Origin of the sequence: Intrasporangium sp., assembly GCF_035688975.1 — a bacterium.
In the GTDB taxonomy this organism is placed as follows: Bacteria; Actinomycetota; Actinomycetes; order Actinomycetales; family Dermatophilaceae; genus CALMNV01.
Map to the genome: position 1 here is coordinate 1 of NZ_DASSMH010000107.1, position 6,383 is coordinate 6,383.

The 6,383-nt window shown below is 73.8% G+C and carries 9 protein-coding genes, 1 tRNA gene and 1 pseudogene; 2 read left to right on the forward strand and 9 right to left on the reverse strand.

The features are described from left to right. The 5 genes and pseudogenes from VFJ94_RS11145 to VFJ94_RS11165 all read right to left on the reverse strand — a co-directional run. Positions 1 to 577 (reverse strand): annotated as a pseudogene (locus VFJ94_RS11145) (acetyl-CoA C-acyltransferase); the annotation flags it as partial. 234 nt (positions 578 to 811) lie between these two features. After that, entirely contained in the window at positions 812 to 1,057 is a 246-nt protein-coding gene (locus VFJ94_RS11150; protein WP_325004279.1) for a BldC family transcriptional regulator, read from the reverse strand. Positions 1,058 to 1,218: 161 nt separating this feature from the next. Then, positions 1,219 to 1,782: a flavin reductase family protein gene (locus VFJ94_RS11155; RefSeq protein WP_325004280.1), complete on the reverse strand. Its 564-nt coding sequence runs from the start codon at positions 1,780 to 1,782 to the stop codon at positions 1,219 to 1,221. Further along, positions 1,779 to 2,126 carry a hypothetical protein gene (locus VFJ94_RS11160; RefSeq protein WP_325004281.1) on the reverse strand — a complete coding sequence of 116 codons (348 nt, stop codon included), beginning with the start codon at positions 2,124 to 2,126 and terminating at the stop codon, positions 1,779 to 1,781. The genes VFJ94_RS11155 and VFJ94_RS11160 overlap by 4 nt, the downstream gene beginning before the upstream one ends. 69 nt (positions 2,127 to 2,195) lie before the next feature. After that, positions 2,196 to 3,296: an NADH:flavin oxidoreductase/NADH oxidase gene (locus tag VFJ94_RS11165; RefSeq protein ID WP_325004282.1), complete on the reverse strand. Its 1,101-nt coding sequence runs from the start codon at positions 3,294 to 3,296 to the stop codon at positions 2,196 to 2,198. Between the two features lie 133 nt (positions 3,297 to 3,429). Here VFJ94_RS11165 and VFJ94_RS11170 point away from each other — a divergent pair, with 133 nt between their 5' ends. Both VFJ94_RS11170 and VFJ94_RS11175 read left to right on the forward strand, forming a co-directional pair. Beyond that, the gene (locus VFJ94_RS11170; protein WP_325004283.1) at positions 3,430 to 3,696 is read left to right on the forward strand and encodes a type II toxin-antitoxin system prevent-host-death family antitoxin; all 267 of its coding nucleotides are present in this window, start codon (positions 3,430 to 3,432) and stop codon (positions 3,694 to 3,696) included. Further along, positions 3,693 to 4,091 carry a type II toxin-antitoxin system VapC family toxin gene (locus VFJ94_RS11175; protein WP_325004284.1) on the forward strand — a complete coding sequence of 133 codons (399 nt, stop codon included), beginning with the start codon at positions 3,693 to 3,695 and terminating at the stop codon, positions 4,089 to 4,091. Before VFJ94_RS11170 ends, VFJ94_RS11175 begins: the two co-directional genes overlap by 4 nt. A gap of 15 nt (positions 4,092 to 4,106) precedes the next feature. Here VFJ94_RS11175 and VFJ94_RS11180 read toward each other — a convergent pair. The 4 genes from VFJ94_RS11180 to VFJ94_RS11195 all read right to left on the reverse strand — a co-directional run. Next, positions 4,107 to 4,180, reverse strand: a tRNA-Val gene (locus tag VFJ94_RS11180). 65 nt (positions 4,181 to 4,245) lie between these two features. Next, complete coding sequence (locus tag VFJ94_RS11185) at positions 4,246 to 4,668, reverse strand: TIGR02611 family protein (protein WP_325004285.1); 423 nt, start codon at positions 4,666 to 4,668, stop codon at positions 4,246 to 4,248. Continuing rightward, positions 4,665 to 5,510, reverse strand: coding sequence for an aminotransferase class IV (locus VFJ94_RS11190; protein ID WP_325004286.1), 846 nt, complete (start codon positions 5,508 to 5,510; stop codon positions 4,665 to 4,667). The genes VFJ94_RS11185 and VFJ94_RS11190 overlap by 4 nt, the downstream gene beginning before the upstream one ends. Before the next feature lie 13 nt (positions 5,511 to 5,523). Then, a partial coding sequence (locus tag VFJ94_RS11195) for a chorismate-binding protein (RefSeq protein ID WP_325004287.1) occupies positions 5,524 to 6,383 on the reverse strand: 860 nt, incomplete at its 5' end.

Below are 6,383 nucleotides of genomic sequence, written 5' to 3' on the forward strand. Positions count from 1 at the left end.
AGATGCCCCACACGGCCGCCGTCTCGGCCATGTGCTCCCCCATCGACAGGCCGGTGCGCGGCTCGACGTTCTCCGGGAAGGCGGGTAGCAGGTGCGCCGGTCGCAGCCGGGTGAGGGCCTTGATCCGCATGCTGGCACCGCGGGCCCGGTTCGCGGCGAGGAGGGCGGTGCGCAGGCCCTCACTGACCGCGACCGGGGCGTCGCTGGCCGTGTCGGCGCCGCCCGCGATGCCCGCGTCGATCTGGCCGAGCGCGATCTTGTTGCCCACGAGCACCGCGGCCTCGAGCCCGGTGCCGCACGCCTGCTGCACGTCGTATGCCGGGGTGCTGGGGTCGAGCCGGGTGCTGAGGACGGTCTCCCGCGTGAGGTTGAAGTCGCGGCTGTGCTTCAGCACCGCCCCGGCCACGACCTCTCCCAGCCGCTCGCCGGCGAGGCCGTGCCGCGCGACGAGCCCGTCCACGGCGGCCGTGAGCAGGTCCTGGTTCGATGCCTCGGCGTAGGCACCGTGGGCCCGGGCGAACGGAGTGCGGTTGCCACCGAGGATCGCGACACGGCGTGGGGTGGACGGTCGGGCCATGGTTCCTCCTGCGAGGGGGCGTTCCGGCCGGAACGGCCGACGCCGGACCACGATAGTGGGCCGCCCGCACCGGCCCCCTTCTCGTCGAGTGGCCACTTCGGTGCAGGGGGCGCGAGCAAAACTGGCCACTCGACCCGGGGGGGCAAAACTGGCCACTCGACCGGGAGGGGTGGGCAGGCGCAGGGTCGCACGGGAGCGCCGGGAACAGCCCCGGCGACCGACTCAGGCGAGGCCTCAGCCCGCGGCTGCCGCCACGTCCGGCGCGACACTCGCCACGGCGACCAGCGGCGCGGCGGAAGCGCCCATGAGCCCGAGGATCTCGGCCTCGTGGTAGCGGCGGTGACCACCTAGGGTCCGCACCGCGGTGAGCCGCCCGGCCTTGGCCCAACGGGTGACCGTCTTGGGGTCGACGCGGAAGAGAGCCGCGACCTCGGCAGGCGTCAGGAGCCTGTCGTCCGTGGTGAAGTGCGTCGTTGTCATGCCCGGCCCCCCGGTCCTAGCCGCATTGCTCGGATGTCCGTTCGCGCAGGAACGCGATGAGTATCCAGAGTAGACGGCTTGGGCGCAGGGGGGAAGAAGGTGGCAAGCGCGGCCTTTGGCCGTGTCGCGGCTATTGTCCCGCGCGGGTATCGGATGCGGGGTCAGCGCGGGGGCCGCTGGTATCGGCCCCGACGGTGGACCAGCGGCGCCTCCTCCTGACCGATGACGACGTGCTCGATGACCCCCTCGACGAGCACCGACCAACCGACGGGCCGACCCACGGCGCGGGCCGATCCGCCGGCGTCCGCCCTGGGGCCCGTTCCGGGCCGGTCGAGGCGCACGCCGGCCCAGGCGCCGGCCCCGACCAGTCTCGGCCCCCAGTCGGTCTGCTCCCACTGCGCCATGCGGAACGGCCCTCCGGGCGCGGGAAAGAGGCCGGCGAAGGCCTCGGCGAGGTCACGGTGGCGCCACTCGAGCAGCTGCAGGACGGCGCTGCCGGTCTCGTCCAGACCCTCGAGCAGGTCCGCGTCGGGGTGCACGAGGGCGAGCACCCGGGCGGGGTCGCCGTCGGCCACGAGATAGGACGAGACCGTCAGCCCCACGCGCTGTGGCCCGGCGCCGGCGGTCCACAGCGAGACGGTCGCGCCGACCCGTCCGCGGAGCCGACGGACGGGGTTTCGCTCCCCCTCGGGGGTGGCGAACGGATGCTCGGACGAGATCGTCATCGGCCGCCGACGAGCAGGGCGTCTCCCACCCGCACGTCGCCGGGCTCCACGACGTCGGCGTAGACCCCCGGGCACTGCGCCGGCTTGCGGGTCACCTCGAGGAGGCACTCCCCCAACCGCACGGTGCGGCCCACGAGGCCCCCCAGGACCTCCGGGTCGATGTTGAGCACGACGTTGGCCCGGGGATGCGTGGCGACGTACTCCTCGGCCGACACGAGGTGCACCGCGTGCTTCTTGGACCGGTTGCCCTCCGGGCCGGTCGGGGTGATCGCGACGGACTCCAGCTCCTGCCCGGGGGCCCCTGACTCCTGGTAGATCAGCAGCGCGGTGACGGCGGCGTCCATGCGCACCACGGTAGTGCTCCGCCGTCCGGATCGCCCGCACGGGCCGGCCCGGTGGCCGGGTGCCTTGGGTCAGTAGGCGCGCAGGTACTGCCCCGGCACGTAGTCCAGCTCGACGCCGAGCTCCCCCGCCATGCGCAGCGCCACGTGCGGGTCGCGCAGCGCGGCCCGGGCGACCATCACGGCATCCGCCTTGCCGGTGCGGATGACCGCATCCGCCTGGGCAGCCTCGGTGATGAGGCCGACTGTGCTCACGCGCACCCCCGCGGTGCGGCGCACGTGCGCCGCGAAAGGCACCTGGTAGCCCGGGCCGACGGGGATGTCCGGCGCAGGGAGGATGCCACCGGTGGAGACGTCGAGGAAGTCGGCCCCGGCCTGCGCGACCCACCCCGCCACCGTGGCGCACTGCTCCTGCTCCCACGCACGGTCGGCCAGCTCGGGCGGCGCCCAGTCGGTGCCGGACAGGCGCACGAACACCGCCCGGTCCCCCGCCGCCCGCCGCACCGCGTCGACGACGCGCAGCAGCAGACGCGCCCGGTTCTCCAGGGTGCCGCCGTAGTCGTCGGTCCGGGTGTTGGCGAGTCCGGAGAGGAACTGGTGCATCAGGTAGCCGTGCGCGGCGTGGATCTCGATCACCTCGAACCCGGCCTGCACCGCCCGCTCGGCCGCCGCGCCGAAGTCCGCCACGACCCGCTCGATCCCGCGCTCGTCGAGGGCCGTGGGCACGGCATACCGGCCGAAGGCGACCGGTGACGGTGCCACCGCCTCCCATCCGCCGGCGTCGGCCGGGACGGTGCCCCGCCTGTCCATCCCCCACGGGGCGTAGGTCGAAGCCTTGCGACCGGCGTGCGCCAGCTGTATGCCGGGCACGGCGCCGTGGCTGCGCACGAAGGCGGCCACCCGCGACCACGCGCTCGCCTGCTCGTCGGTCCAGATGCCGGTGTCGCGCGCCGAGATCCGCCCTTCGGGGCTCACCGCGGTCGCCTCGGTGAAGACGACGCCCGCACCGCCGATGGCGAACTGGCCGAGGTGCACGAAGTGCCAGTCCGTCGGTATGCCGTCCTCGGCGAAGACGGAGTACTGGCACATGGGCGAGATCCACAGCCGGTTCCGCGCGGTGACGGAGCCCGCGTCCTCGGCACGAAGGGGCACGCGGTCGAACAGGCTGGTCACCTGGGGTCTCCTTCAGGGTCGGTGGCGGCGCAGACGCACTCCGTCCGCGTGGCACCGTAGCGCCGCGCGGCGCCGGACCCTCCGCGGACCCGCCGGACGCGCGTGGGGAGTGCGGGGTGCTACCGTGTAGCACATGGAGCGGATCGGGGTGCGGGAGCTGCGTCAACATGCCAGTCGTTACCTCGAGCGCGTCCGTCGGGGCGAGTCACTGGAGGTCACGGATCGGGGGCAACCGGTGGCCCGGCTGGTGCCGGTGCGGACAGATCTCTGGGCCGCGTTGGTCAGCAGTGGCCGGGTCCGTCCGGCCCAGGGTGGCGAGGACGTTGCGGCCGAGGCGCCGGGGAGCTACGGCGTGGAGGCCACTGCTGCCCTCGCGGCACTGCGCCTCGATGAGCGGTGAGGATCTACCTCGACTCGTCGGCTCTGGTCAAGCTCGTGGCGCGCGAGCCGGAGTCCGAGGCCCTGCGGGGCTTCCTGCGTCGACACCGGGAAGACGGCAGGGTCACGAGCGCTCTGGCCCGGGTCGAGGTCGTGCGCGCGGTACTCGAGGGCGGCCCGCCCGCCGTCGCCCATGCGCGCCGTCAACTCTCTCGCGTGGACCAGGTCCACGTCGACGACGAGCTCCTCGACTCGGCGGCGCTCCTGAGGTCGGCTGGCCTCCTGCGCTCGCTGGACGCGATCCACATCGCGACGGCCCAGCTGCTGGGTCCGGACCTGCTCAGCCTCGTCAGCTATGACCACCGGATGCAGGACGCTGCCGCCGGCCTCGGCCTGCCCGTCGACGCCCCGAGCTGAGGGGGCAGCATCCGGTGGACGTGAAGGGACTCGAACCCCTGACCTCTCGCGTGTGAAGCGAGCGCTCTAACCAGCTGAGCTACACGTCCGGGCGCCTCCGCGAGGCAACGGAGGAACAATAGCCGCTCGCCGCGCCGGGCGGTAATCGCGCCCCTCACGAGACGCCGGGCAGGCGCAGCAGGGCATCCTCGGCCCACTGCGGAGCGAAGGCCGGCACGCCGTGCCAGGCGAGGTAGGCCCAGCACGCCCCCCAGACCACGAGCAGCGTCGCCGCGCCCAGGGCCAGACGGCGCCAGACCGGCTGGGCCAGCACCCAGGCGTTCCAACGGCCGACCTGCGCGCGAGCGAAGTGGAGCACGCGCTGGGCGAGCTCGAACTCGCTGGCCAGGATGGTCAGACCGAGGAAGACGATGAGCCAGCCGGGACCGGGCGCCGGCACGGCGATGAGCCCGAGGACCGTCACGGCTCCACCGACGACCCCGACGAGCACCCGGTAGAGCGCCGCCGTCGTGCGGTTGCGGCGAAGCCGGGCGCGCCACGCAGGGGCGTCCTGCGCGCGCTGTCCGTGCCGGCTCACGGGTCGGCGTCCCGGGCGGCGCACCGCCGGAAGAGGTCGGCGACCGTCGCCGTGAGCGGGCCCGGAGGCAACCTCCGGTCGTCGACGGCCGAGACGGGCAGGACGTCCTTGGTCGACGAGGTGAGGAAGACCTCGTCGGCGCGGTCGAGCACGTCAAGCGGCAGGGTCTCCTCACGGATCCGTATGCCGCCCTGCGCTGCCCACTCCAGGACGAGCTCGCGCGTGATGCCGGGAAGCAGACCCGAGTCCACCGGAGGAGTGAGCACCTCGCCCTCGACGACGACGAAGATGTTGCTGCCGGTGCACTCGCACAGCTCGCCGCGGGTGTTGGCGAAGACGGCCTCGACCGCCCCCCGCTCACGGGCACGCGCGAGGGCGACGACGTTCTCGGCATACGACGTCGTCTTGAGGCCGACGACGGCGGACCGCTCGTTGCGCGTCCACGGCACGACGGTCACGGCGCCCGAGGCGGGCGGGCGCGCCTGAGGACCGGCGAGCACGATGTAGGTCAGGGTCGCGTCGCCGCGGTCCGACCCGAGCGGACCAAGGCCACCGGTCACGCTGTAGCGCAGCCGGCCGAAGTCGAGCGGTGGGCCGTCGAGCACCGCGTCGATGCCCTTGGCCAGCAGCGCCAGGTCGGGCTCGGGCAGGCCGAGGCCGGCGGCCGAGCGCATGAGACGCCGGTGGTGCCGCGTGAGGGCGAACGGCACGCCGCGCTCGATCTTCACCGTCTCGAACACGGCGTCGCCGACCGTCACCGCGTGGTCGAGCGCGGAGATGGACGGGCCGCCGGGGTCGACGAGCTCGCCGTCGACCCACACCCGAAGCTGGCTGTCCGTCACGGGCGCGTCCTCGTCATGGCACCACCCTGCCCGACGCGAGTCCGCAGAGTCGAGCCGCCTTGAGCTCCGTCTCCGCCCACTCGCCGTCGGGGTCGGAGTGCCAGGTGATCCCTGCGCCCGTGCCGAACCGCAGCCATCGGTGGCCGGCGGGGTCGCGCTCGGCCCAGAAGGTCCGGATGCCCACGGCGAGCCGGGCCTCCTTGCGGTCCCCGTCGACCCAGCCGACAGCCCCGCAGTAGGGGCCGCGTGGTGTGGGCTCGAGGTCGCGGATCGCGGCGAGCGCACTCGACTTCGGCGCGCCCGACACCGAGCCCGGCGGGTAGGTCGCCGAGAGGATGTCGGCCCAGGACGCGCCCGTGCGCAGCCGGCCGCTCACCGTCGAGACGAGGTGGACCAGCCCCGGATGGTGCTCCAGGGCGCACAGCTCGTCGACCGCCACGGTGCCCGGGTCGCACACGCCGGAGACGTCGTTGCGCATGAGGTCGACGATCATGACGTTCTCGGCGCGGTCCTTGGGCAGCATCGCGGCGGGCGTCGCGGCGGTCCCCTTGATGGGGCGCGTCACGAGCCGGCCGGCGCGCCGCTCGAGGAAGAGCTCGGGCGACGCGCTGACGACGTCGAGCCCCGCCTCGGCGCACCGGATGCGGGCGGCATAGGGCGCCGGGTTGCCTTGCCGCACAAGGAGGTCCAATGCGTCGAGGTCGGCGTCGTCGGTCAGCGAATGGGAGAGCACGCGGCAGAGGTTCACCTGGTAGACCGAGCCGGCCGCGATGCGCCGCCGCACGTCCTTGACGCCGGCGACGTAGGCCCCTTGGTCGAGCGAGCTGGACCACGGCCCGGTGAGGGGCGTCCACTCCCCGGCCGGTCGCGCCC

Excerpts from the sequence above, each read along its gene's own strand:
- VFJ94_RS11150 (WP_325004279.1), bottom strand. The coding sequence starts at position 1,057 with ATGACAACGACGCACTTCACCACGGACGACAGGCTCCTGACGCCTGCC.
- VFJ94_RS11155 (WP_325004280.1), bottom strand. The coding sequence starts at position 1,782 with ATGACGATCTCGTCCGAGCATCCGTTCGCCACCCCCGAGGGGGAGCGA.
- VFJ94_RS11160 (WP_325004281.1), bottom strand. The coding sequence starts at position 2,126 with ATGGACGCCGCCGTCACCGCGCTGCTGATCTACCAGGAGTCAGGGGCC.
- VFJ94_RS11170 (WP_325004283.1), top strand. The coding sequence starts at position 3,430 with ATGGAGCGGATCGGGGTGCGGGAGCTGCGTCAACATGCCAGTCGTTAC.